The 26,194-nt window shown below is 44.5% G+C and carries 19 protein-coding genes; 6 read left to right on the forward strand and 13 right to left on the reverse strand.

Annotation, left to right across the window (positions count from 1 at the left end):
* Window positions 1-57: 57 nt before the first annotated feature.
* Window positions 58-2,283 carry a S46 family peptidase gene (locus ACJJIB_RS12150; RefSeq protein WP_444886233.1) on the reverse strand — a complete coding sequence of 742 codons (2,226 nt, stop codon included), beginning with the start codon at window positions 2,281-2,283 and terminating at the stop codon, window positions 58-60.
* Window positions 2,284-2,914: 631 nt separating this feature from the next.
* Between ACJJIB_RS12150 and ACJJIB_RS12155 the strand changes: the two genes are divergently transcribed.
* A complete protein-coding gene (locus ACJJIB_RS12155) occupies window positions 2,915-3,637 on the forward strand; it encodes a DUF1826 domain-containing protein (RefSeq protein WP_444886234.1) in 723 nt (240 codons plus the stop codon).
* 863 nt (window positions 3,638-4,500) lie between these two features.
* Here the strand turns inward: ACJJIB_RS12155 and ACJJIB_RS12160 are convergent.
* The 5 genes from ACJJIB_RS12160 to ACJJIB_RS12180 all read right to left on the reverse strand — a co-directional run bounded on the left by ACJJIB_RS12160 (window position 4,501) and on the right by ACJJIB_RS12180 (window position 6,873).
* Window positions 4,501-5,520, reverse strand: coding sequence for a CobW family GTP-binding protein (locus ACJJIB_RS12160; protein WP_444884811.1), 1,020 nt, complete (start codon window positions 5,518-5,520; stop codon window positions 4,501-4,503).
* Window positions 5,520-5,987: a Fur family transcriptional regulator gene (locus ACJJIB_RS12165; protein WP_444884810.1), complete on the reverse strand. Its 468-nt coding sequence runs from the start codon at window positions 5,985-5,987 to the stop codon at window positions 5,520-5,522. Before ACJJIB_RS12165 ends, ACJJIB_RS12160 begins: the two co-directional genes overlap by 1 nt.
* Window positions 5,988-5,990: 3 nt before the next feature.
* Window positions 5,991-6,227: a ZrgA family zinc uptake protein gene (locus ACJJIB_RS12170; RefSeq protein ID WP_444886235.1), complete on the reverse strand. Its 237-nt coding sequence runs from the start codon at window positions 6,225-6,227 to the stop codon at window positions 5,991-5,993.
* A 79-nt stretch (window positions 6,228-6,306) separates the two neighbouring features.
* Window positions 6,307-6,501, reverse strand: a complete 195-nt coding sequence (locus ACJJIB_RS12175; protein ID WP_444884808.1) for a ZrgA family zinc uptake protein — start codon at window positions 6,499-6,501, stop codon at window positions 6,307-6,309.
* Between the two features lie 9 nt (window positions 6,502-6,510).
* Entirely contained in the window at window positions 6,511-6,873 is a 363-nt protein-coding gene (locus ACJJIB_RS12180) for a MerC domain-containing protein (protein ID WP_444884807.1), read from the reverse strand.
* Window positions 6,874-7,679: 806 nt separating this feature from the next.
* Here ACJJIB_RS12180 and ACJJIB_RS12185 point away from each other — a divergent pair.
* On the forward strand, window positions 7,680-8,933 hold the full coding sequence (locus tag ACJJIB_RS12185; RefSeq protein ID WP_444886236.1) for a tyrosine-type recombinase/integrase: 1,254 nt from the start codon (window positions 7,680-7,682) through the stop codon (window positions 8,931-8,933).
* Window positions 8,934-9,197: 264 nt separating this feature from the next.
* Here the strand turns inward: ACJJIB_RS12185 and ACJJIB_RS12190 are convergent, their stop codons facing one another.
* Both ACJJIB_RS12190 and ACJJIB_RS12195 read right to left on the reverse strand, forming a co-directional pair.
* Window positions 9,198-9,695, reverse strand: a complete 498-nt coding sequence (locus tag ACJJIB_RS12190; RefSeq protein ID WP_252081688.1) for an SRPBCC family protein — start codon at window positions 9,693-9,695, stop codon at window positions 9,198-9,200.
* Window positions 9,696-9,844: 149 nt separating this feature from the next.
* Window positions 9,845-10,690: a MerR family transcriptional regulator gene (locus ACJJIB_RS12195; protein WP_444886237.1), complete on the reverse strand. Its 846-nt coding sequence runs from the start codon at window positions 10,688-10,690 to the stop codon at window positions 9,845-9,847.
* An 844-nt stretch (window positions 10,691-11,534) separates the two neighbouring features.
* On the opposite strand from ACJJIB_RS12195, the gene ACJJIB_RS12200 reads away from it, so the two are divergent.
* Together ACJJIB_RS12200 and ACJJIB_RS12205 are read left to right on the forward strand one after the other, a co-directional pair.
* Entirely contained in the window at window positions 11,535-12,548 is a 1,014-nt protein-coding gene (locus ACJJIB_RS12200) for a cytochrome-c peroxidase (RefSeq protein WP_444886238.1), read from the forward strand.
* 1,047 nt (window positions 12,549-13,595) lie between these two features.
* Window positions 13,596-17,084 (forward strand): fascin domain-containing protein, encoded by a 3,489-nt coding sequence (locus ACJJIB_RS12205; protein WP_444886239.1) that lies wholly within the window; start codon window positions 13,596-13,598, stop codon window positions 17,082-17,084.
* Window positions 17,085-17,219: 135 nt separating this feature from the next.
* Here ACJJIB_RS12205 and ACJJIB_RS12210 read toward each other — a convergent pair whose 3' ends face one another.
* The 3 genes from ACJJIB_RS12210 to ACJJIB_RS12220 form a co-directional block, all read right to left on the reverse strand.
* The gene (locus ACJJIB_RS12210; RefSeq protein WP_444886240.1) at window positions 17,220-18,131 is read right to left on the reverse strand and encodes an SMP-30/gluconolactonase/LRE family protein; all 912 of its coding nucleotides are present in this window, start codon (window positions 18,129-18,131) and stop codon (window positions 17,220-17,222) included.
* 33 nt (window positions 18,132-18,164) lie between these two features.
* Window positions 18,165-18,833, reverse strand: coding sequence for a pyroglutamyl-peptidase I (pcp, locus tag ACJJIB_RS12215; RefSeq protein WP_444886241.1), 669 nt, complete (start codon window positions 18,831-18,833; stop codon window positions 18,165-18,167).
* A 286-nt stretch (window positions 18,834-19,119) separates the two neighbouring features.
* Entirely contained in the window at window positions 19,120-20,898 is a 1,779-nt protein-coding gene (locus ACJJIB_RS12220) for a hypothetical protein (RefSeq protein ID WP_444886242.1), read from the reverse strand.
* Between the two features lie 760 nt (window positions 20,899-21,658).
* On the opposite strand from ACJJIB_RS12220, the gene ACJJIB_RS12225 reads away from it, so the two are divergent.
* Window positions 21,659-21,832, forward strand: coding sequence for a hypothetical protein (locus ACJJIB_RS12225; RefSeq protein WP_444886243.1), 174 nt, complete (start codon window positions 21,659-21,661; stop codon window positions 21,830-21,832).
* A gap of 351 nt (window positions 21,833-22,183) precedes the next feature.
* Window positions 22,184-22,912 carry a site-specific integrase gene (locus ACJJIB_RS12230; RefSeq protein ID WP_444886244.1) on the forward strand — a complete coding sequence of 243 codons (729 nt, stop codon included), beginning with the start codon at window positions 22,184-22,186 and terminating at the stop codon, window positions 22,910-22,912.
* A gap of 236 nt (window positions 22,913-23,148) precedes the next feature.
* Here the strand turns inward: ACJJIB_RS12230 and ACJJIB_RS12235 are convergent, their stop codons facing one another.
* Complete coding sequence (locus ACJJIB_RS12235) at window positions 23,149-24,753, reverse strand: MFS transporter (RefSeq protein ID WP_444886245.1); 1,605 nt, start codon at window positions 24,751-24,753, stop codon at window positions 23,149-23,151.
* A 47-nt stretch (window positions 24,754-24,800) separates the two neighbouring features.
* The gene (locus ACJJIB_RS12240) at window positions 24,801-26,177 is read right to left on the reverse strand and encodes a diaminopimelate decarboxylase family protein (protein WP_444886246.1); all 1,377 of its coding nucleotides are present in this window, start codon (window positions 26,175-26,177) and stop codon (window positions 24,801-24,803) included.
* Window positions 26,178-26,194 lie beyond the last annotated feature (17 nt).

The following is a 26,194-nucleotide window of genomic DNA, read 5'->3' on the forward strand; positions in this document are numbered from 1 at the left end:
GAAAAACGCCCTCAGGTAGCATTGCTCACTTGAGGACGTTAGTTCAACTATAGTCGGTTACTGGCCCATCTCCCGAACCAAGTATCCGGCTCCGTCAATATTCTCCATTACCCAGAGAATATAAGCGATATCGACATGAATCGCCCGGGTACTATCGGTGAAGTCCCAATCAGCATTGATACTATCGTAGGTTCCATCGAATACGACTCCCACCAACTCACCGCGACCATTCATTGTCGGAGATCCTGAGTTACCGCCGGTAATATCTACGGTACTTAGGAAATTAACCGGCACTGAATCCAGCTGCTTTTCATAGTAACGGCCATAGCTCTGCTTATCGATCGCTTCCATCAGAGCCTTGGGAGCATCAAAGGGGTCCTCGCCGGTATACTTTGCCTTAATACCACGCAATGTAGTAAAAGGTACAAAGCCTTGTTTACCGTCATTACCATCTGCTGCCTCTTTAATTGTTCCAGCTGGTGGCTCATAGCCATTAACCAGGCCATAGGTCACGCGAAGAGAGCTATTTGCATCCGGGTAGACCGGCTTACCTAGGGAGTGGTAATAATCTATCAGCATCTCCATATATTGTGGGCGCAATTGGGCGAAGCGCCCTTTAATGGACTCCTCATACTCTTCACGGGCAAGCATATCATCGTACATGGCCACTGCCAGCTGGATAAACGGATCCTTGCTCTCTTTGAAGTCTTCAGGCTTTTTACCAATCCACGCTTCACGTACCTCAATATCGGAAAGCTCTGTTTCCTTATACATTTTGTCGAGAGTTGCCTCTAGGTCAGTATTGCCTTTTCCGATATTCAAGTAACGATCAAAGCTGGCTATACGCTGCTCCTTCGGGAGCGCCTGATACCGGTCTAGGAAGTAGAGCCAGATCTGTTTGTCGACTGATGGATGATAGCTGCGCTCTATACGACGCATGCCCTCTTTGAATCGGGTTAGATCCCGTACCTGATAGCCCGGCTTGCGATCAGCATCGGGTGTTTCGTTCTCTTTAGCCAATCGATACAGTTTGCTTGCGGCACCCAGCATGGCTGAACGATCCATATAATCGATGGCCAGGTCCTGTTCACGGGTTGATTCTTTTTCTACAACCAGCGCCTCGAGATCATCGATCGTCGACTGGTATTTTGTCTCGCGGGCCTTGTCTGAATCCACCCAAGCTTGCAAAGCTTTTTCCAGCTTTTCTTTACGCTGCAATAGATCGCTGCGCTGGTAACCCTCCATCATGCCGGTAAAGTTTTTAGAGTAATTATTCAAACCTGCCACGAGGCTTGCATACTTTAACTCTGCATCTTTATTGTTGGCAGTTGCCGCACCAATCGTTTCCGACCATTCACCCAGCACCCGCTGCATGTTTGGGTAATACCAGTTGAAGTTGCTTTCCACTTCTTGGGCAGTGCGATAACGGTTGGTACGCCCCGGATAACCGGCAACCATCACGAAATCACCTTCTTTAGGCCCTTTTGCCGCTACAGGCAAATAGTGCTTAGGCTCGTAAGGGACATTATCTTTGGAATAATCAGCCGGTTTACCATCTTTGCCAACATAGGCGCGGTAGAAAGCGTAATCGCCGGTATGGCGAGGCCACATCCAGTTATCGATATCGCCACCAAATTTGCCGATTGAAACTGCGGGTGCATGCACCAGACGCACATCGCGGATTTCCAACTGCTTAACCAGGTAGTAATTCAAACCGCCGTAGTAGCTGTAGATCTCACAGCGATGGCCCTGATCTTTTTCACACTCAGAAACCAGCGCCTTCTCCGCTTCTTCGATTGCGGCAAAACGTGCAGCGCCATCCATCTCATCAGTCAGGCGTTCGTTGACCTTATCCGTTACTTCGTTCATTGCAACGGTGACGTAAACTCGGGAGCCCGGTGCAGCAGGCAGCTCTTCAGACAAATCTCCGGCCAGGAAACCTTCAGCGAGTAAATCCTTGGATTCGGTTGAATTGTATGAAATTGAACCGTAGGCACAGTGGTGGTTGGTAATCACCAATCCCTTGGGAGAGACAAAGGAAGCGGAACATCCCCCCAGGCTGATCACCGCGTTCATTGGAAATTCGGTAAGCTTGGTCATGCTGGCTGGGTCTAGCTCCAGGCCATGAGTGCGAAGCTCTTTGGACAGCTCAGGCAACTGGTGAGGTTGCCACATGCCTTCAGTCGAAACACTCTCTTTCTCTGCGGCGAGGCTGGCGCAACTCGCTCCAACAAATAATGCAGCAGTTGCAACCCCGTAAACAATAGAATTATTTATTTTCATATTTACTCAGCAATATTTAAAAAAAACAGGTTAATTTTGGGTACTTCCCAACGCTAACCCTGTATTTTCCGGTACACCGAAAATTCACTTATAAACACGACAGGCTGACAGAGTAACACACCCTCCCCGGCTGTAGGCCGGCACGAAGCTGCACCTCTAGCTAAATCCTGCCAATCATTGCCATTATTTCCCTGGCTCTTCCACTCAAATGGGATAAACTATAAATACACAATTGATACAATGTATCATTTTAGCTCAGTTAAATCTGAACAAAATGTGAATTACGACGACGGCAAGAAAGAAATCTGAGATAAACAGTTTTGCTGCTAAAAAGAACATCGCCGAACAATCTACTTGCGCCAGGCACTGGTCAATACGCCTCACCAAGGCTCCCTCCAGCTATCAGAACTCCCGATAAATTCGGTCTTCAAGCTTGATTCACCCCAATGTTGGAGGCTGCCTAGGCCGACCACACTCAATATGTTATGTTATATCGTAGCATGCATTAAGGAGCGGGTAGTGCGCGAGTGAGGTATTTAGGTATTGCACCGCCCGCCATAGCAGAGAGCAAAGCAATTAAAGCCTCTGAAAATAGTGTTTATTAGCCGAAGTTACTTAATTGGAGATTAGCTTGAGCCTGACCGACTTTACAGAAAGAAGCCATGAGACAATTATTACACAAGCTCCAAATACTGAACTGGCTCCGAAAGAGGAAGGACTGTCAGTGGCAGACCTGCCAAATACCCGTCGGGTCGTATCTGCAGATAATGGAGAAGTTTTAGCAGATATTTTCCAAGCTGATATCAATATGGCCATCTGGCAACGGGAACTGCCCAGTAGCATAGCCAGTGATTGCCGCTCGCTCTTAAATAGTGGTGTACACCCCAACCGTAGGATTCTATTACCTACCGCCAAGATCGAGCGTCTCGGTGAAGCATTACCAGAGCTTGGTCCCTACCCGCACTTGTGTGCTGATATCCAGTTATTGGCAGATATGTTCAGTTATCTATTTGAGCTAAGTGGAGTCGGTATTCGTTTAACAACCCTGAACGGTGCAATGTGCCCAAAGTTTCATGTAGACCGGGTGCCCTGTCGATTGATTACGACTTATTTAGGTACGGGTACAGAGTGGCTGACACCAGATTCTATTACCCCAAATACACTCGACTTAAAGGCTAACCAGGAATTCCCTCCAACTTCCATCAATCACCTGGCATGCGGCTCGGTTGCCCTTCTCAAGGGCGAACTCTGGGAGGGCAATGAAGGGGCCGGTCTAATCCACCGCTCACCGAGTGTCGAGCCCGGCCAACTGCGACTGCTACTCACTTTTGATTTCGAATCCGCCGACGAGTGACGAGCGCCTACTGGGACGTAAAACTCTTCTTAGGAATAACCCATGAAATTTACCGCGAACCTTCTTCTCATGGTCATGGAGAAGGCAATAATTAACTGATGGAAATACAGCCAGTTGGGAGCCACTATATATGGCTCATTTTTTGGCAAAGAGAGAAATCATAACGGCAATTCCCATTCAATCGGGATATATATGCCGGTAAAAGGCTAATTTATTTAACTTTTCGCAAAAGTGGTGTATAGCCTATTGAGCTACCCTACTCTCACCTGGCTTTAATGTATAGCTTTGAGTTTCCCTGCCATTGTTGACATCCAAAGTGTTCACTTGCTCCTGCTCTATCCCCATCAGCATTGATTGCTTAACACTCAATTTTTTACTGGAAATATTAACCATATAGGCTTTTTCATAACTTGAAATGAACTATTTTCGTGCAATCACTTTGAATAAGGTACTGCAATAGTGAGCCAATTCAAGTCAATGTTAATCGATGAACAATAGGAATTGATCGAATTTTGTCCTCCTGAGTTAAAACGAGGAAAGGGAGGCCCAAAACCCATTGATAATCAAGCCTGTTTTGAGGACATCCTGTGGGTTTTGCTTTCTGGAGCGCGATGTAAAGATCTTCCTTATCTGTCTACACAGGAGAAATAGAAATAAAGCCCCAAGGCAGGATGGTAGAAAGCTCAGAAGTATGCTCGCCGATGGAAAGTTGAGCGGACTTTTAAATTACCGCCGCTTGGTTGTTAGATGGGAGCGATATTTTTCCTCTTATCGTGTTTTTTCTATACTGTATGCATGTTAATTACGTTAAAGAAGTTATGAAATAGCTTCTAGTCGAGTAGCTATTTGGATTCGTAAAACACTTATGTTTGGGTACCCTGATTATCCGCCTGGGCAGCAATCCAGCAGCTCTCCATCGCGCCCCAATCCAAACGCGCTTGGTTAATCACCTCCACCCGGCTTTCCAATGTGTCATCCAGCTCCAATACTGTAAGCACTATGTCAGCCTTATTAAATCCAAATACACCTTGCTCGGTAATAAATACCCCCTTGATTCTCTCAGCGTCAGTGCCACTGAATAGTGAAAAGAGCGCATCATAATCAAATATAAATTCAGGGCTAAAACGCCAACCACAACTGTAATATCCCTCTCCACAATTTTCTGAGCGGAGATAGCCACACTCCGGCAATAGCTCAACCTCATCCGCCACCTGGATTACTGGATGATGGTGATCACTCCCTGGCGAGACCTGAAAACTGCAGGGCAGCTGGAGCCACTCTAGTTCGATACGCCCCTGCTCTACTACCTGTAGAGGTTTTTCCGTACCTTCACCTAGAAATGACAGAAAACGCTGTAGATTTTGCAAGTCCTCAGGGCCATAAAGGTCAGACTTATTAGCCACCACCAAGTCAGCAACTTCTAGTTGCTGCCGAAAAGTCTCACTGCGCAAGTAGCGCTCATCTTCAATACAACGCGCATCGACCAAAGTTAGTGTACCGTGAAGGCCCAACACACCACCGCGCACGGCATCAGACAAAGTCGCCAGCACCTCTCTAGGATGTCCCAGGCCCGTCGGCTCAATTATTAATCTATGGGGCCTGGCCTTAGCCAGTAACTGGTTTAAAGCAATCTGCATCGGCAAACCGGCAGCACAGCACATGCAGCCGCCAGGTACCTCTCGAATATAAATATTGCCTTCCTGTTCTGGTTCAAAAAGTGCGCCGTCAACCCCCACTTCTCCAAACTCATTGACCAGAACAGCCCAGCGTTCATCGGCGGGCTTAATTTCCAGAAGATGCCGGATAGCTGTTGTCTTGCCGACGCCCAGAAAACCGGTGATAACGTTGGCAGGCACCCCACGTATTAACTGACCAGCTGCCACTAAGCTGCATCCCGACTGCACTCATCACAAACACAGTCCAGCTCCAACTGGGATGTCTCGAGATGATATCCGGCACTTTCAACCGTATCGCGCAGTGCATCAATGACTTCAGGCCTAATACCAATTTCCCGCACCTTGCGGCAACGATTGCAGATTAAAAATTGTGGAGTCTGGTGGCTGTGGTCACAGGCAATATGAGCACAGGCCAGGTATTTGTTTTCTGAATTGAGCTTGTGAACCAGGTTCTCTGCTGCCAGAAAATCCAACATTCGGTAGACTGACATGGCGGGAATTGAGTCGCGAAAGTCACCGTTGTAATGCTCCGCTATCTCATAGGCAGACAGCGGAGTTTTTGAACGCAGCAAAACAGTAAGAACGTTCTTGCGCTTTTCAGTCAAGCGGGCACCCGAACTGCGACAGGTTTGCTCCGCCACGCTCAGAGTTTGTTTGATTTGGGATGCTTTCATAGCCTATTTCATTTGCAATTTGTTGTCTTTACCAGTGAGCAGTTCAGCTCCCTGATGACCGGAGCTGATCCATTGCACTGCGATCCCATGAATACCGGGAAACCTCTCAAACAGGGTAACAATGACACTGTTGAACTGTGCGAGATTATCACACTTGAATTCATAACTAGCATGGAAACCACTGTGCGTTGAGCTGTCACTGCTAACTTCTGCACTAATATGGCGCCCCAACTTCCACACTTAAGGGCTGGCACTGAGCACTGCCAAACTCCAAAAAATGATCAGGCTTGGATAGTTCGAGAGTAACCTGCTCTAACAGCTATTTTTGGGTATCGTTACGAGGCGCATGCTCAAACCCCACTAAATTGGATAAAGGTGACTCTAGTTCGATGCGGATTTTATCTGTCTCGGCCACTAGATACATCATGGCCTTACCATGGACATGACTTCCCATATCTCCCACAACTGAGCCAACCAGGGACAAAGCGATCAGCAGAACTCCAGCAGACTTCATCATCCTTACCTAATCAACCAAAGCGATCCGATACACTAAGCGCTGGTTCACCCAGTGGGCAATGATCAATAGGCCAGCACCAACAACACTGGCAACCAGCTCCCAAGGCCCTTCAAGGTAAAGCGCACCAACCAATAGCAGCGTCCCCGAGAACCCCACAACCATTACCGTGTAACGCTGATGGCGTCGGCAGGAGGCCGGGAAGCTGCCAAAAGCCAAAAATAAGACCGGAACCAGCAGAAGTAAATGGACAAACTGGTCGCCCTGTAAAACACCTAATACCCCTAAACCTCCCAAAGCGGGTAATAAAGGAGGCAAAAAACAGTGAAGCAGACAAATACCGGATGCGAAAATTCCTAGAGTATCTCTCACAATAATCCTTCTAATCTATTTAGTCCGAACACAGATCAATACGCATCAACCAGAGAAATGATACGTTATATCATTCATGTGGGCTAGACAATATAAATTGGGGTTCATAAAACGCCGCTGATTAATGAGAAGGCATTGATAGAATGCCCACTCTCGACTTTAAGAGGAATCAGCAACTACTCTTCCTTCGATAACACCTACTGAAAGTCAAGAGGGCATCGCAAGTTGTGATAAGTGCTCATTTAAGATCCAAAATCAGGTCGGGCTAATAATTTTGACTAATCAGTCAAAGATTGAGTGCGCACGCGGAATCTGAGCTTTATTGGGTGCGAACATCTGTTGGCAAGCAAGGTTCTGTAGGCTTAGACGATAATTAAAGGAGCTAGTTATGGTTAATGTGAAACTATGATCCGGCCGACTCATTTTTCCTAACATTAAAGCCCGCTGTAAAACCCTAACTCGATGAAAGGCCCCGCATTTAAAATGCAGGGGTGCTACTACTGCAGCGTTACTATAATCAAATCCGTCGCTGTCCTTTTCAAGATATAAACGAGGGCATTAGTCTCGGGTATCTCTGACACCAGCAGCTCCTTTCATCACAAATTAAGGCCTATATTGGTCGTTCAATTAAGTACTTTAGTTGGGAAAGTGAATTTTTGATCCTGCAATGATAAATATTTGTGCAATTAAGTACTTTAGTTGGCCAAAATTATGATAACTTATTGATTAATAACGGATTTTTATGAATACTGATTAAGTACTTTACTTGGCAGTCCACCGCATTCCAACAACAAATCCATATTTCTATGTCTGCTTCCAACCGGCCACCAGCACCAATCATCGACAACCTAAGCAATCTTGAGAATCCATTCCGCTGCACCAGCTTTTCAGCTAGCCGTTATCTCAGCAAGCAGATTCCTGGTGCTGATACCGATCTGGAGTTCACGCTTAAGTTTCTTTACAGCTATAACGGCAGCCAGGCAACGTTTAACAGCTACCGCCGTGAACTTGAGCGCTTGCTGCAATGGGCTTGGCGCATTGAAGAAGTTTCAATAATGACTTTGAAGCGCGAACACATTGAGGAGTTTGTGCAGTTTTGCATTGAGCCGCCAATTGCCTGGATCGGGACTAAGAATGTTGCCAGATTCAAAACACAAAATGGCGAGCGCGTTGTGAATGCCGATTGGCGGCCATTCATAGTCAGTGTGTCCAAAGTTGAGTTTCGTGCTGGCAAGACAGCTTCTCCTAAAGAGTTCCGGCCATCCCAGGCAGCGATCAAATGCATCTTTACTGCATTGTCATCCTTCTTCGATTTCCTCTATCAAGAAGGCTTGGTTCCAGCCAATCCTGTGGCACTGATTCGCCAGAAAAGTAAGTTTGTTCGACGTGAGCAACAAAGCCAAATTGTACGTCGAATCAGCAACTTGCAGTGGGACTATGTTCTGGAAACTGCTGAGATCATGGCCGAGACATCACCTACTGATCACGAGCGAACTTTATTTATTATGAACGCCCTATTCGCTATGTATTTGCGAATCTCTGAGTTGGTTGCGGATGAAAGATCGGCACCAGTTATGGGTGATTTCAAGAAAGATCGCGACGGAAACTGGTGGTTTCACGTTACAGGTAAAGGAAACAAGGGCCGGGCAATCACTGTTTGCGACCAAATGCTGAAGGCCTTGAAGCGCTACAGAAATTATTTGCAGCTCCCTGCTCTGCCCAGCATCAATGAGCAGACACCTCTGGTGCACAAGTCCCGTGGCAAGGGACCAGTTACCAGTACCCGACAGGTGCGCCTGATTGTTCAAAACTGCTTTGATGCTGCCCACCAACGGATGGTTGAAGAAGGCTTAGGGGAAGATGCTGAAGATCTTAAGGCAGCCACTGTGCACTGGCTCCGCCATACAGGTATTTCTGAAGATGTGAAGTACCGTCCCCGCGAGCATGTGCGCGATGACGCAGGCCATGCAAGTATGGCTACGACCGATCGCTACATTGATTCCGACATGCGGGAGCGGCATGAAAGTGGGCGGAGTAAGCGGGTAAAGGAGGAGCGATAATACTACCGCCCTGCCCTATAATGAGGATCAGGAGTCCTTTACAGTTTCTCTTGTATGGTAATATCGCAAAAATTGCTGAGGTATGTAACTGAACTTCTTATTGTTTAAATGAATTTCAGGTGCTCCCTCTATTGCCAGCTCTCCACGTCTTAAGTCTACTGAATACGACATTGAAAAACCTTAAGGGTAGGTAATATGAAATATTTGGGGGCTATAGGTCTCAGCCCCCCCGAGAGATATCATTATTGCCTGTTGATATTACTGCTAAGCGGCCTTAGCTATGTTAAGTTTTATTTGTTCTTCTTTTCGCGGATGGACTTTTCCGGTTTCTGAAAAGACTTTCAACTCCTCAAGCACAACCTTGGCAAGTTTGTTAAACTGCCTCTTCATTAGTACTCCCATAATCTGAGCAAATATGGGGAGCAAAGTTACACCAATTTCAAAGCTAACTCGTGACTGCCCATTAGCAACCGGTTCAACTTTCCAAGTATTAATCATGGATCTAACAAAGAATGGCATACTAGATAGCTTTACCTCATAGGAAAAAGTATGCTGACCACTATCCACATTCACTAATGTTTCACTGGCAATGGCTCCATCAGGCAACTCGCACTTTCGACCATCACCTTTCGGTAAATCTGGGTTTTCAGTGGATACAACAACGGCACTGGTCCAACTACTAATCTCGCTAAAATTACCTGATAATATTTCCCACACTTTATCAATAGAAGTGTTGATGTTAATTTGATTGACAATCTTCATTTGCACTCTCCCAATTAAAAATTATGACGTAAAAATAAAGTATTCTGTTTTTAAGATATACGAACCCCTAAGCCTTAATTGCCTATTCATTAAAATCTGATTTTTAATATGTTTTACTGTTCGATATCTATAGGGCTTTACCTATGTATTCAAACAGATGTGGTTGGCCTTGTTACCGGAAATTGAATCTCACAAACGCAATCTTCAGGGTCCCCTTGGGATGGTGGCTTTATAAATATTTCTTTTGCAGGCCCTGATATTTGAAAATCACTATTCTCTATCCACCTACCTAGCTGAGCATATTTCTCATACCCGTTTTCAAAGGCTCCTACCCTGATCGTAGAAATAACACTCTGCTCTGATTGGAGAACCCGTCCTTTAACTTCACTTCCTCCAGGTAGCAGTAGAACTCTTTCGATACTCCTCTTAACTGGAAACCCTACTTCGATATCTACGTTTTCAATACTAAAAGCATTACCGTGAAGTATGATCGTTAGAGGGCCAAGCTGGTCTTTCCCCGCCACGTCAGGTACATATTCCCTTAGCTCGGTCACCAAGTGGATTGTGTCAAATAGGTTTGGCATTATCTTTCTAACAGAATAGAAAGGCTGCTCAGCAACGCTTTTAAGAATAATTCCATCGAAATTCAAACTCTCAGGCCTTTCAGCCTCTTTTAGGCGTGCTTCAATGATCTTTAGGTGATTAATTTGTTCCTGAACAGTTTGCTCTATTTGTGCTTTTCTCAGCAGTAACATGCCTTGAATTTCTTGCACCGATACGTCCTGAAGAACCATGATCTTAATTTGTTCAAGCGAAATTCCCAGCTCTTTCAAGGCGATAATACGGTTTAATTCAGGCAACTGATTAGTGCTGTAGTATCTATACCCTGTGGACTCATCTGTGTGATCAGGCTGAAACAGACCAATTTGATCGTAATACCGTAATTGTGAAACAGCGGTCTGGGCTATTTTTGAAAACTCACCGATTCTAAACATAGTTCCACCTATCTGTTCACCCTTCTGCGCGTGAGTTGAAGTATGGACTCTCAAGCCACTTGAGAGTCAACAGATAGATACAGGAAAGATATCCTTAAGAGACAAAAAGTTATAACCAAAGAGCTAGATATAACCTTTAGAGCTTGAAAGGCAGAAGGCCCGCGAACTACTGGAAACGGGCACATTGCAAGTCGAACAGACCGGTCTTTCTCCTCGGGAGTATCGACAGAGATTCTCAGGTGGCTCCAAAATATAATTCCCCGAAAAGGCGGACTAATTGGTAAAGTACCCAATTTCACCAAAGAGATTGATCGAAGAGATTCTTGTTAAGCCCGGTAGCTTGATAGGCAGCGGAACGCCTCTATTTAGAATACGTAGACCAATATAAAAGTTAAACAGATATAACAATAAGATTAAAAGCTTCCTAAAAGCTCTAACTAAAAAGTTGACCACATTCAGATAGTTAAGGGGTCATTTATCGTTCGAGTAAATATTACACCACCAACCGACTAGCAGAAATACGAATCATTTCTCTTTGGAGATGCCGATAAGTATCCCCTCAACTCTACACTTCCTCCCCATCTCAGAAATTGCCCTGCAATTTTCAAAGGTAAATAGCAAGACATCAATTTTGCCAAAACCAGTGCACTCAATGTATAGGTCAAGTTCTGAATAATATTTGGAAAATATTTTGTGAACAATTCTGGATATTCCAAAAATCAACAAATTTTTTGTTAAATCATGGTATCAGCTGAACGAGCTCCCCTATATAGTGGCACCGTCTAACTTTGACTAAAAATAGGTTAGTTTTCATTCTTTTTTGAGATTTGGGAGAGATACCAAAGTGATTAAGAAAATTTTTTCGAAAAGAGATCTAAAGCTTCCAATCATTGGCAGCTTGATAGCGGCAGCAAGCTTGCTATCAACAACGGCAACAGCCGAAATTGATATAAATCAATTACGTCAACAATCAAAAATTATGTTCGGCACTCTCTCAGAAACTATGCCAGGCAGTGAGAATGACACCCCAGCTATGGTTGAGCTTGGAAAAGCACTGTTCATGGACAAACGGCTTTCAGTCAATGATAGCCAATCCTGTAACAGCTGCCATCAAGTAGGGAACTACAATGGTTCGGGCGTTGACAATGAAGCGACATCACCGGGAGCTTTACCTGGTACCAAGGGTGATCGAAACTCTCCAACGGTCTGGAATTCAGGATTCCAAATGGCTCAATTTTGGGATGGTCGCGCAGAGGACCTGAAGGAACAGGCCAAAGGTCCAATTCTAAACCCTGTAGAGATGGGAATGCCTTCAGAAGAGGCTGTTGAGACAAAGATTTCAAAAATTGCCGAATATCAAGAAAGTTTCAAACACGCCTTTGGTAAAGAAAATGCTATCTCTTACGACAATATTGCTCAGGCCATAGCTGCATTTGAGCGCACCCTGATTACGAATGATCGTTTTGATGATTTTATGAGCGGCGATGATCAGGCTATGACAAAAAGTGAGTTAAAGGGCTTGCAAACCTTTATCAACACTGGTTGTTCGGCATGCCACAATGGTGCAACCTTGGGTGGAAACATGTACCAGAAGATGGGGCTAGTCAACCAATATCCACACCAAGAAGATTTAGGTCGTTATAAAGTTACAGGCCTTGAAAAAGATAAAATGATGTTTAAAGTTCCAATGTTACGCGATATAAGCAGAAGCGCTCCTTACTTCCACGACGGGCGTGTAGAAACCATTGAAAAAGCAATTTACGATATGGCTTGGTACCAATTGGGGCAGAAATTAAGCACACAACAAGTAGATGATATTGCAACTTTCCTAAATGCTTTAGAGCATCAAACCCATTAAGGTATTTCCCACCCTTCGGGGTGGGCCCCTTTCGCTCTATTTAATTTTGGCTAAGCTCGCGGATTTTAAATCACTACTCATTGATAACTTATTATCACTCTGCCTTACCTTTGTGTATCAGCCACGTTCAGAGATAGAAGCTAGCAGACCAAAGAGTTTCCTAATTGCTAACCAGTTGGTAATGTATAGCCCTCTAACAATATCTATACCAAGTCGGAAAAGTGAAATCCATAGTGAGGTGTACAGTTTTAGCTATCGATTTGCGGCAGCTCCATTAAATTACCGTTCACTACCTGAGCATTTAGTTATCAGTTGTCTTTATCAGAAGGTGTTCTGTCCGTTCAAGGTCAAGTAATCTGATTTATTCGGCGGAAGGTGTCAAGTCAATCAGTAGTGATTAGTTTAGCTTTAGGCGATAGTATCGAATTCACATCTTTTCAGCTATTAACCACTAATACAGGCTGCTGCCATCTTTTTTATAGGTCACTATGAATTTCACCCCTTCACTAAAGCACCAAAACCGGAATATGAGTAAAACTTATGGGTAGTGGTCACTTCGTATCCTTATACAACTGAGAACATCTACTGTACTTGGGTAAAACCAATTCAGGTAATTAGCCCCCTTGGCACTCTACATCTTAGTTGCGACACTCATGCCTCTGCCAATTAGATTTATTTAGATAAACCATTTGCACAAGGCGAACCAAAGTCACTTTCTCAACACAGAAGCCTATGAATATTACGAAATTATTAACGCAATATTTCATGAGATTGCAGAATCAACTTTTAAAAGCTTCGTGAGATCAGTTTCTCACTATACGCCATCTCTATTTGACCCGATCAACAACAAGGTCTTACATTGCTGAACGAATTTTGAAGTTCGAACAGCCAGCATACATCACTTACTTTATCCAATAATAATTTAATATGCGACATTGCATGAAATTCGTGGAACTTTCTAAATTATATGATTAATTTTTAACAAAAAATATTTCCCCTCCAAAGAGTTACTTCTATTTGGTCAAAAAAACAATATAGGACTTGATCATGAAGCTCAAAAAAATAGGTGCGTGTATCGCACTTATGTTTATTCTAATTTTACCAGCATATGCCCATGCAGGATTGTGGGATAAATTTACAACCTGGGTTGTTGATACTTGGGATACTGTTGAAGAGAGAGTTGAAGAGATTATTGAGGATGTCGTTACAACTGTAGAGGATGGTGTAACGTCAGCAATTGGTTTCATTGTAGATACCGGTGAGTGGATATACGATGGACTAACGACCGTGGTTGAAGGTTCACTTAATTTCTTCTACGGCGTTGCCGATGGTACAGTCACGGCATTAAATTACTTCGGCATGGATCTCGATATATCGGACTGGTTCACCACGGGGGGGCAGAATTCCGAGGACGGTGCGCGGCTGTGGAGCCTTACAGACTATGATACCTCCTCGCATCCTGCATATTTAAATGCCTTCCGTGATCGGCAGGTAGCTTATATCGAACGCGTTCTTGATTCATCCAAAGCCGAACCTAATAACGATCATTATGTACTCAGGGCATATTATGATTTACCACTGGATAAAGAGGCTCTGGCTCGGGGGCTGACCGATCTTTTTACACCAGGAAAGCACGCTTACAAAAACCCTGATATGCGCCTGATAGAATATATTAGGCTATTGGCAGAGAGTGATGAGTACGATGATATTATCCTGAGTGAAATTATCAAACTACCTTATTGGCAGGATGAAGATACTGAAGGAAAGCGAGTTTACACTTCTGAAAATCACGTACTTATGTGGCTATCTTCCAGCTGGTTACTTTCTGAAATGGAAGGTTGGGATATAGGTGGTGGACCCGAAAAACTAAGGGAGCGTCTTGTACGTTATCTGGAGGTTAAAAAGCAGTTTGGAGTATATGAGTCCACTTCAAATGTTTATAGCCCATTTTCCCTGACAGCATTGTTAAATTTATACGACTATGCCCAGGATACAGAGATTAAAACCCTAGCTGGACAGGTTGCCCTTATTTTTCTTAATGATATCGCTATGGTCACCAACGACCTTGGTGCAGCTATAGCCGTCGATTCAAGGACCTATGAAGGTGTTCACCAAGATCTTAACTTCTTGAATAATAAGTTCGCACGATATACCGCGTTGATTACTGGCAAAGGTCCACAAGATTTTACGGGTAGTACCCATATGGATATTTTTGCCATGACTACACTAGATGTAAGCAGTGTTGCCTATAATCGCCTTGAAAAACTTAATGGTGAGATTAACATAAGCTATTCTTCCGGCCACCCTATCACTGAAGTTGATACCGTATGGGCTGGGTTGGACCTCCAAGATAAGTTAATTTTCTCTCAATCTGCCGGCGCCTATGCCCACCCAGAACTGATTGATGAGATGTTGGAATATTACCTGAATCCACTTGCCGGTCTGAACTTCTTTTTGGAAGATTTGATTGTGGAGTCAAACCTGGCAGATGACGTAGTCGACATGTCAGGTGTTCTTCTTACTGAAACCAGTGCACCTTTCACCACAAGCTCAATTATTTCAGAAAAAACCATGGATCTGTATCGCCATGGCAATGTGCAATTATCGTCATACCAGGATTTCCATGCGGGGAATGCAGGTTGGCAGCAGCTGCCCTGGATAGCAACAACCGGTACTATACCGGTTTATACTCGTTCAGGTGCGGAATACGGTGGCTGGAAGGCTGGTGGCCAGGAGCAAATGAACACGCACTTACCCTATATAAAGCAAAATGAGAATGTAGCCATGGTTTTGTACAAACCTGCGATGGAGCTGCGCTTTATGGATGGTGTTAACAGAGCAACTGACTTCTTACCTGTAGATGACTTTCTAACTGCACCAGTAAATTTGCATTGGCCAACAGAGCAATTCGATGAAGCAACCAGTTTCCAGAACTGGTTGTTTGCACGTGAGGGTGATGGTTATGTGGCTGTTTATCGTCACTGCCTGGGTACCAAAACCTTTATTCGTAATGAGGAGGTTGTAGAAATTTACAGCTGTAGTGCTGATGAACAAGTCTGGGCAACAGTTGTTGGTAATACGCAGACTCACGAAAGCTTTAGTAATTTCATTTTTACTGTTTCACAAGCCAAGATCAAAAGCAAATGGTACTGGAGCTGGGCAGAGACCCGCCATGTATGGGAGACAACTTTAGAAGTCGATGGAAAGACCTTAAGTTTTGGCTGGGAAGCAAACGTAGATGATTTAACGGATAGAGAAATGTGGGAATTGGCCAGTGCTAATAACGCATCTACTATCGAAATGGCTTCGGTGAGTGGATTCCAGGTCAATAATGTAACAGACACAGAAACTAATACGGGGCATGGTAACTGCGAGAGTTCAAACGATGTGCTTTTACATCAAAACGTAAGCTTTAACGGTTTTGATCCAACAATATTACGTATGGCAGAGGCCGATAACGGTGAATGCTATCTGATTAACGTAGAAGATCAGTCACAAGATATGGAATTGATCCATGAAGGTGAAAAGGTCGATGTAGTGCGTTTTACTAACCGGCGCTTTGTAGGTGGCGAGGCTGATAAGGCTTACGGGATAAATCACGAATGGACTACTATAGAGTTGGACTTCAGTTATGAAAACCCTGTGGTGTTTGCTTCAGTAATTGGTATTGCCGGCACTGACCCGATAACAACTGAGATTCGCAATATCACTTCAACCAGCTTCGATGTGCGTGTTGCGGAGTTTGCCTGGAACGATGGCATCCATACATCGGAAGTGGTGCATTATGTAGTGATGGAGGCTGGTAGTTACTCAATTGCCAATGGATTGCAGCTTCATATTGGCGCCGTTGCACTGGAAGATAATTTGAGTGGCTCCCCGGACTTTGAAACTGTCGGGGTCGACTTACAGGATTACTTACTGATCAGCCAAGTACAAGGTAGTGACAGGGATGAAACACTAAGCACGCGTGTCAGAAATAAGAAAACTGGCACATTTGAAATGAGCCTGATGGTACAGGAGGCAAACAGCAATAAAGAGGAAACTATAAAAGCAGTTGTAGGTTACATGGCCGTCGGAAAGCCCCCCATTAAATCCTTAAAAGTGGCACTTAAAGGTGCCCACGGGAAGTATCTGGGCGCAGCAGGTAATGGAGGAAATGGCAAAACTGCCAACGCCAATGCCTCAGTAATTGGTAGCCATGAGACTATTGTCCTTACAGGAAATAGCCTGCAACAAGGTTGCCTAATAGACGGGGATGACGTGTGGCTGCAAAGCACCGATGGTTATTACTACAGTGCCCAACAAAGTGGTGCTTTAGATGTCGATAGAACGGCTAGGTACAGCTGGGAAACATTTAAGTTGATCAATCACTCAGACAACAATTCGGGCTGTTTACAAAATGGTGACGTGATCTCCTTATACAACCCAGAACATGGTAATTACATCGTTGCAGAATCAGATGGCCGGGCTAATGCGAATCGCAAAGCAATAGGTTCCTGGGAGAAATTTATTATTTACGATCTAAACGATAACTAACAAGTACCAGGCGGGCACCCACATCCATTCTTACTGGGTTTGGGTGCCCTAATCTTTGGAGATTACGTATCTGCAAAATTATCCTGTGTCAATAAGCTAGACAGATACTCATCAGTGATCCTTACTCGGAGCTTTTCAAGCTCCAAACCTTGGCTCCGGGAGCCCCCGAACACCAAGGCCATGAATAGCAAAAATACTACCTGGCTGCGGGTGACGAGCCAGTTCCTCAGGAGTTACAAATGATTGCTGTGAAGTAACATAGAGAGTTTCATAATTGTCGCCGCCGAATGTGACGCAGGTGGGACTTCGGATCGGTAGGTCAATCTCACGATCAAGGCGGCCCTTAGGATCAATCCTTAAAATCTTACCGCCAAGATTCAAAGCAAACCAATAATACCCTTCAGCATCGACTGTTGCGCCATCTACAATCGCGGGCTTACGCTCTTGAACTGAAAAGAACGGCCTTCGGTTACTGATACGGCCCTCATCCATATCCAAGTCAAATACATAGACCATGCCACCAATGGTATCGCCAAAGTACATACGAGTGTCCTCTGGGTCGAAAGCAATCCCATTGGAACATACAAAGGAAAAGTCTTTAGCAACCTGGCGCACGCTAAAATCAGGCTCAAGGCAATATAAATGAGAGACTTTACCTTTCAATTGCGTATCCATACTACCGCACCAAAAACGCCCTCTTCGATCGATCTTTCCATCGTTTAGCCGGTTTTGGGGTAGATTCGGTTCCGGATCAACAACTGTCTCAAACTCCCCTGTTTCGAGGTCAATGGTGCAGAATCCTGAATTGGCAGCGCCAACTAACCCTCTCCCCTTACGGAAACCAAAGGACCCTACCTGCTCCGGCATTTCCCAAGTCTTTCTTTCACCAGTAGAGATGTTTAGCCGCCGAATCGATGGCCGCCGGGGCCCTGCCAGATCAACCGAAGGGCCGACATGATCCGCCCAGTAGATAGAGGTGTCTTCTGCATGCCAGATGGGTGTTTCTCCCAATCCATCGTTACACTCCCAAAGACATTCAATCTCCATTGTCAAAACCCTTCTTAATAGTTTCAGTAGGTCTTAGACTTGAAACTTGGATGGAATAGGAACATCAATATCCTCAGTATGTAGCAATGCGGCCTCTATTCCAGCATGGACACCAAGTGCTGAGGTCTCTCTAGACATGCTGGGTGTACCAAGGTTTTCGGGCAAAGCCGCTACTTGAGGTAATTGCGGAAGGTGAATCCACCCTGCGCGTATATCCAGTTGATTGCTGGCAATAAAGTGCAAAACGCCATACATCAAGTGATTACAGCAAAAAGTGGCGGCATTATCCGAAATATCTGTAGGCACTCCGGCTTCACGCATTGCCCTAACCATAGCTCTGAGAGGAAGATTACTACGATAGGCTACCGGTCCATTGGCAACCGTAGGTGCGCCCTGCATCTCTACGCCACGATTATCCTTTAGGTTGTATCGAGTAGAATCGTTAAAATTTTGAGCAATTCGCTCTACCGTAACCATCGATCGCCCACCATATTCACCCATCATGATCACTATTTGTGGACGGAGCTCATCTATAGCGCTAGTTACTACGTCAATACACTCAAAGAAGTTACTAGGAACCAGGATTCCAAAAACATCTGAATTCCCAATACGGGTACCATCCAAAACACGCATTACCGATTCTGCAGGATTTATTGGCGTATGCCCGAATGGTTCAAAGCCGGTCACTAAAACCTTTTTCATGACAATACTCTTTGAGTCGTTTGAAATTGGCCTTCAGAAATGTGCTGTCTGATTCTATTTATCAAGAATAGAAACTTTTAAGGGCTCAGACTTAAAAGAACGGTTTTATACGAATACTGATTAAGTACTTTACTTGGCCGTCCACACAGTTGGACTGTCCAGGTTAAGTGTTTAATTTTCGCCAATTCCGGCTGAGCTTTCATCCATCATCCAGCACAGTCATAACACAATCCAAACCCTTAACTCCTTGATGGGTTGCAAATTCGGCTACAGTGAAGACACTGAACTAATCAGACCTCGCCCCATCCACGGATTTCTGCTGAACCGGTGTGGTCGGTGCATACCGATACAACTCCCAACCCCCTTCGGGATTTAGATGGAAGGGGTTTACGGTGCCCAGCCACATAAAAGTTGGGTGGTTGATCATCGTACGGAAACCGAAATTACCCGAATTGCCTACACCATTTATAGTGGCAGGGATTGCTTGTAGATCTGGAGAGAAAAAACGATAGAGTTTTGCACCAGAGATTGATGGGCTGGATAACGCATCCTCAAGGAGCATCAGCAATTCCGAGGGAAGCTCACCCGCAAGATCAATTACACTCGGTATAAGTGAGCTGACGTCAAGTGTAGCCAGATACAGATTGTCTCCAGTCACTCCCAGGCGCCAAGTGTATACATTAAACAGCCAGCCCAGTCCGGCTCCCCCTAGCTTTGGAGGCCCTGACAAGGTTTGTGTTTCCACAAACTTGTTGAGATCGGGGTCCCAAGCCTGAACCGTTTCATACCCATAGAGAACTTCAACATTTGGCTGCCCTTCTCCTTCAAAGTTGTCCCCGCGGAATACGGTTGTTGCTCTATGGGTTGCCATAATGGTGTCCAGCTCTCCAATAGGAGTACCCCATGTCTCACCATAGGCGAGAACATGGCTCCTGAATCCACCGAACGGAAAGTTGATCGTACCCCAGTAGAGATTCCCACGCCATGAAGTAATATCTCCACCGGCATAGGCTCGAGCGCTGACAGGGTCTGGCTCGTACTCGCTAACATTCCAAACTTCCTCCCACTCTTCGACATCATTAGGCATGAAGCCACCCGAAGGTATTTGGGGACTCATCACTATCCCGGCGTAGGCTTGCACCTCTCCTGTTTCAATATCACCATTCGGCCAGGTAGAAGAAAATATACGCCCGTTGTGTATCGTCATGTCTGCCGGAGTACTTTCCATAGTACCGATGATTTCAAAATGGAATGGATCATCGAGATTGCCCATCCAACGCAGAACCCGGCCCGCCCCACCAAGATCCTCATGCAATCGCACACCGGTATATAAAACGCCTTCGTAGTTAAGGAACTCACGGATATTCGAATATTCAGAAAATTTCTTTGAGCCCAAATACCGTCCGGTACTTGCTTGCCAAGCCAACATGATAATGCTGTTACCACTGCCAACGCCGGCAATTCCCTCCTGTATACCACCCGGCCCGGCAAGAAAAATCACATCGTCCGCGTAGCCACCCGAGCGTAATCCAAGGATGTTCTGTAGAAGCGGATCGTAAGTGGGAGTAACTTCTGTGACTTCAAGTGTACAAGTATCCATACGGTAGGCAGAGGGAGCCCGCCAGTCCCCAAGGTTCTTAAGGTTTGGATTTTCCTGAGCAAGTATCCCATCGGCAAACTCGCACACCCAACCCTGGGTTGGGGCTAATAGCGGTGTCAAAACTGCGGTTGGTGACGCTTGTGCGGTACAGAGAAAATTACTGCCGGTTCCCCAGTATAAAAATTGGGGAGATTCAGCCATTCCCCAAATCCGCGTACCGTTGCGTTTAGGTTCTCCCGCCGAACAGACGCCGTCCACTAACTCTGGATAGGGTTGACCAACGCCATTGAAGCATTCATCGACTGGCGCTTTAAATAGCTTGTCAAAATGCGGATTAACCCGTTTGCACATTTCATCTGGATAAGCCGAAGTCCCTATTTCTGGAATAGCCAATTGGGCTGTGGCGAAAATTGGAACTGTGGAAGTTAAAAGTAACGAAAGTGCAATATATGATGTGGTTTTCATCAGCATCCCCTACCCTACCCACGACCGCTACTGCGGAAGGTTCAACGATTGTTGTCCTTAGTTATTGCTAGTTTGGCGCACTAACAAAATCCAAGACTATGTAGAGATTAGGTGGCAGCGGGATAAAGGAAATGATTTTTACTAGGAATCACCCGCCAAATATTGTTTGATCCCAATCGCTTGATGAAGTCTTAAGAGTCACATCTTTGAACCATAGATCTGTAGAAAGATAGCAGAAGCGTTTTTCAGATATACGTGAATTTAGTCTCCATTAACTAAAGCGCAATCTACAGGCTTATACCTCGGTATGTCGAACAATGCCTAGCGACACGCATCTCTCATGGAAGAGTGTGTACTTAGGCTCTCTCTGATATCACACCGCCTGTAATGCACCACCAACAAGTGTGGTACGGCGCATCACGATTTCCAGAACGAACCTGCCCTACATATACAGAGTTTTTTCTGCCTCAATTTGTTGAGGAGGATTGGCGATATTCCAGGGATATTGCTGTTAAGGCGTACGTTGTTCAGAAGTTGGGGCAAACCTATTCGCTGATAGTTGGCTAGCTTTTGGTGCTTAAACGCTATCAGAATGAAAAGGTTATGCTATGCCAACGCTAAATACTCTCTCTAAGCATACTAGGAGTAGCTAAAGACAAGGCAGAATTGAAAACCTTATCCAAGGCCGAATACTGGTCGTTCAATTAAGTACTTTACTTGGCCGTCCACTGCATTCCAACAACAACTTCATTTCCTTTCTATGTCTGCCTCCAATCAATCACCAGCACCAATCATCGATAACCTGAGTAATCTTGAGAACCCATTCCGCTGCACCAGCTTTTCCGCTAGTCATTATCTCAGTAAGCAGATTCCTGGTGCGGATACCGATCTGGAGTTCACGCTCAAGTTTCTTTACAGCTACAACGGTAGCTAGGCAACATTTAATAGTTATCGTCGCGAACTTGAACGACTACTGCAGTGGGCTTGGCGTATCGAAGAAGTTTCAATCTTGTCGCTCAAGCGTGAGCATATAGAGGGTTTTGTTCAGTTCTGTATTGAACCGCCACTTGCCTGGATCGGTACAAAGAATGTCGCCCGGTTTAAAACTAGAAACGGCGAACGTGTTGTTAATTCAGATTGGCGGCCATTCGTAGTCAGTGTATCTAAGGTTGAGTTTCGTTCAGGTAAGACCCCATCCGCCAAGGACTTCCGGCCATCTTAGGCGGCCATCAAGTGTATCTTTACAGCACTGTCTTCTTTCTTCGACTTCCTCTTTCAGGAAGGCTTGGTTCCCGCCAACCCTGTGGCATTGATCCGGCAAAAAAGTAAGTTCATCCGGCGTGAGCAACAAAGCCAGGTAGTTAGGCGCATCAGCAATCTGCAGTGGGATTATGTGTTGGAAACTGCTGAGGTTATGGCCGAAATGTCACCACTTGAGCACGAGCGTACATTGTTCATTATGAACGCCCTATTCGCTATGTATCTGCGTATCTCTGAGCTGGTTGCCGATGAAAGATCGGCACCCGTTATGGGTGACTTCAAGAAAGATCACGACGGAAACTGGTGGTTTCACGTCACCGGTAAGGGTAATAAAGGCCGAGCCATTACCGTGTGCAACCAGATGTTAAGTGCCTTAAAGCGCTACAGAATCCAGTTGCAGCTCCCTGCTCTGCCCAGCATCAATGAGCAGACACCCTTGGTGCAAAAATCTCGCGGCAAGGGACCTGCCACCAGTACACGCCAAGTTCGACATATCGTACAGAACTGTTTCGATGCCGCTTACCAACGGATGGTTGGAGAAGGCCTTGGTGAAGATGCGGAGGACTTGAAAGCTGCCACGGTGCACTGGCTAAGACACACTGGAATCTCCGAAGATGTGAAATATCGTCCCCGGGAACATGTTCGTGATGATGCGGGCCATGCAAGTATGGCCACAACCGATCGCTACATTGATTCCGATATGCGGGAACGGCATGAAAGCGGGCGAAGCAAGCGGGTTAAGGAGGGGCGGTAAAACTACTGCCCTACTCTACTAACAAGTATGCCCTATTCGCCGAGGCGTTTGTATTATGCACACGGTTGCTGTGCAGGATCTTCTTATGCGTAATTGGGAGGATACAAAAGCCTGCGTACTAAAGGCTTTTTTAGAGTTACTATCTAGTTAGACATCAATCATTTTGCGTTAATCAAGGGGAATATTTATAGATGTTGTGAATTACAAGATAATCACTAAAGTCTAACCTTTTACTTTCACCTCAAGATTCTGTTAGGCAAAAAAAACATCAATACCAATGAAAGCAATAAAAATATATTTATAGAAAAAAGGGCGTTTTTCAGACCAGTATTTGCGGCTCTCGAAACTATATCTGAATAAGCTAATCTGATTTTTTCTGGCAACTCTGAGACATACTTTTCTTCTTCAGGGACAGAGATACTATTAAATATATCTTCTAATTTGACAACCTCTTCCTGGCGAGTTCTATCTGATAAGGTTTTTCCCTCTATATTGGCATACGAGTCTGCCATACTTGCATATACGGATCCAAAAAGTATAGAACCCGCAAAAGCCACAGCAAAACCTTGCCCTAATATTTCTTTCATAGTTTCAGTTAAACCTGACGCTGCTCCACTATTTTCAGGTTTAACATTCATCATCGTAACTCCCGTATATTGGGCCATTATTAATCCGCCCCCTATTCCCGCAATAATCATAGGAACTAGCAACACAAGAGGTGTCATATCCATTCTGGCCAACTGCCCGGATAACCATATCCCCAGGAGCATGCAGATTGCACCAAAAATCAGAATCCATTTTGGTGCAATTTTTTTTCCGAGGGGTGGAGTTAAAAATGATAATATCGCTAAAATTGCTGTGAATGGTAATGTTGTTAGGGCCGTAGAGAGCGAGCCCATCTGAACACCAGCCTGTAGATATACAGAAACAACAAATAGAAACCCCGCATTTACAAGAAAAAAGAAGCCACCAATGAACAATCCTAATGAAAATGATATATTTTTAAACAGGGTTAAATCTAACAATGGGACTTTCCCCTGCTTCTTCAATCTAACACATCGAACAATAAACAAGAATATTGCAATTAGACTCATCCCATAAATAATTGGAACAACTGACAGCTCTCCAAAGGTAATAGTGTTTCCAGCGATTACTAATGGCCTCTTCTCCCACAACCAACCATACTGCCCAGCAAGAGTTGTGCTTACTAAGAAGAAACCAAAACCTAGCGTCGACAAGATGACACTTCTGACATCTATGCTTATCGTTTTATCGCCTTCTGTTTCAGGAAGGGAATGAGCCATCAATAAAGTAATTATTCCAAATATAGGAGATAAAGAAAGTGATACGCGCCAATTAACATTGTCAGCTATTAAACCAACAATTACTGGAGCTAATGCCGATACAGCTGAAAGAACAGCTCCATAAACCCCAAAAGCCAACACCCTCTGGCTACCATGATAATAATTCATGATTAAAGCGATTGATGTGGGCACAACCATAACCATCCCCAGAGGCCAAACAATGGCCCACCCTACAATGAAAATAAGGGTATTTGGGCTTAAAATGACAATTATCATCCCAAGAACATAAATGGCCACTCCAATAGAAAATATTTTCTTTTCTCCATATTTATCACCGAGCCTCCCTGCTGTCACCATTAATGCCCCACCAATTAACGAAGCAGAAACAATAACGGCCTGCAAGGTTGAAACCGTACTTTGAAGGTCATTTACGATCGGAGATATAAGAACATTTACACCAAAAGTTGTTATATAAAGCATCACATTTGACAGAGAAATAACAATCATTGGAAACCAGCTGCGCTCAACTTTTGACATTTTATTTAATCTTAAATTAAGAGCTGAAATACTAAGACTAATGATAACTAGTTAATCCATGGAGGAATAATATCCCGTTGAAACACCTCATCTTGTGTTTCAGGTCGCTTAATCCAGCTAGCTTTATGGCCACTCACCAATAGCATACCCGGACGAGGGAGAGCGTTAAAATTACACGCATAGGTTTCTATATATGAGCCAGTATTGAGGAACGCCAATATATCTTTTGCAGCAACTTCTGGCATCATGACTTGCTCAGCAATACATTCATAATTACACGTTATTCCTACAACATCATATGGAGCATACTCGGGTGAATTTGCTCTGTTGGCTAATAAAATATCAAATGGAGGATTTGTATTTAAGCTGCCTATACCTAGAAAACACTCAGAGGTATCAGTCTCTATCCAACTGCGGGCAATATAGTTTCGTTCCAATTTTATGTTATGAACTTTTGTTAAATGGATAGCAGTTTCATTGTGGAGTGCTCTTCCTGGTTCAATCTCAAGTACAATCCCTTCCGTTGAAAGGCCTAGTTTTTGCATTGATTTTCTAAATTGCTTAGTAATCATCTTTGCATAATCTTTAGGTGTAGGAGTTTCATAATCCGTTACCGGGACTCGGGTCTCATGATCATTAGAGGCTGCAAAGCCACCACCCACTGAAACTATTCTCGGTACCCAATCCCCTCCCATTAACATACTTATTTTACCTATAAGTGATGCATAGTCTCTCATTAAAGCCTTCCAGAAGGCCGCTTTCTTAGAATGGCGTCCTGCATGAGTATGAACGCCTACGAGATCACACCATTTCGAGCTTTTAAGCTGTGGAATCATATCTACAAGCTCACTGTGAGGGATACCATACTTAACAGTTTGTGTCATTTCTCGAATAGTACGATCAGGGTAAAAATCTGAATTTAGATCAAGATTCTTTAGCCAGGGCTTGACTCTAAGTATTACAGTAGCTTTCTTTTTTAAAAATTTAGCTTCCTGCTCACAATATAAAAGCTCTATAGGACTATCTAAAACAATGGGAATACCTAGATTTATAGCTTTACTTATAATCTCTCGTCCCTTAATAGATCCATTTACAGCTATATCCTTTAATGGAACGTTTCCTCGAAGAGCCAGCTCCAACTCCCCCTTACCGAAAGTGTCACAACCGGCCCCTTCTCTTGTCAGTATTTTACGTATTGCTGTAACAGGATTTGCCTTAATCGCGGCCATAATTCTGACCTTACCCTCAGGCCATTCAGACTCAAATGCCTTCCTATATGATCTTAAGTTTTTAACCAAATGGTTTTCTGATACAACAAATAATGGGGTTCCATATTTCTCAGCAAGCTCAACCGTATCACAGTCTTCAATGAACAAATGGCCATGCCTAACGGATAGAAATGTATTTAAATATTTATATTCCATGCAAAGTCCATTTAAAG

It is taken from the genome of Microbulbifer mixtoriginis (SeqCode), assembly GCF_052467705.1.